Annotated in this window: 1 protein-coding gene; it reads left to right on the top strand. The window is 39.5% G+C overall.

What is annotated here, in order from left to right; genetic code table 11:
* Nucleotides 1-175 precede the first annotated feature (175 nt).
* Nucleotides 176-526, top strand: a 351-nt coding sequence (locus V7659_RS15595) for an ATP-binding protein (RefSeq protein ID WP_335540768.1), incomplete at its 3' end; no start/stop codon positions are given.

The following is a 526-nucleotide window of genomic DNA, read 5'->3' as shown; positions in this document are numbered from 1 at the left end:
TCCAATCAGCGAATTTTCTCGTTCAATCAGCGAATATCCCCATTCAATCAGCGAATCCAATTTCCCTCCATCTCCCGAAACAGTTTCTTACGAATATGTGGTTTATTCCACCCCACTGCAGGAAATACTTATTAATATATATTTAGTAAAAAGTTGAAGTGCAGGAGGGAAATGTATGAGTTGGACGGGGATTGCCTTATTTATACAGCTATTCTTCGGAATCATAATTGGGCTGTATTTTTGGAATTTGCTTAGGAATCAGCGTACACAAAAAGTATCCATTGATCGGGAATCCCGGAAGGAAATGGAACAACTTCGCAAAATGAGATCTATTTCACTTTCAGAACCATTAGCTGAAAAAGTACGGCCTTCAAGCTTTCAAGATATTGTCGGCCAAGAAGATGGAATCAAATCATTAAAAGCAGCACTATGTGGACCAAATCCCCAGCATGTGATCATTTATGGACCGCCTGGAATTGGTAAAACAGCAGCTGCACGCCTTGTTTTAGAAGAAGCAAAGAAAAAT

This window comes from Neobacillus drentensis, assembly GCF_036966985.1.
Classification (GTDB): domain Bacteria; phylum Bacillota; class Bacilli; order Bacillales; family Cytobacillaceae; genus Neobacillus; species Neobacillus drentensis_E.
This window is presented reverse-complemented; position numbering and strand designations above follow the sequence as displayed.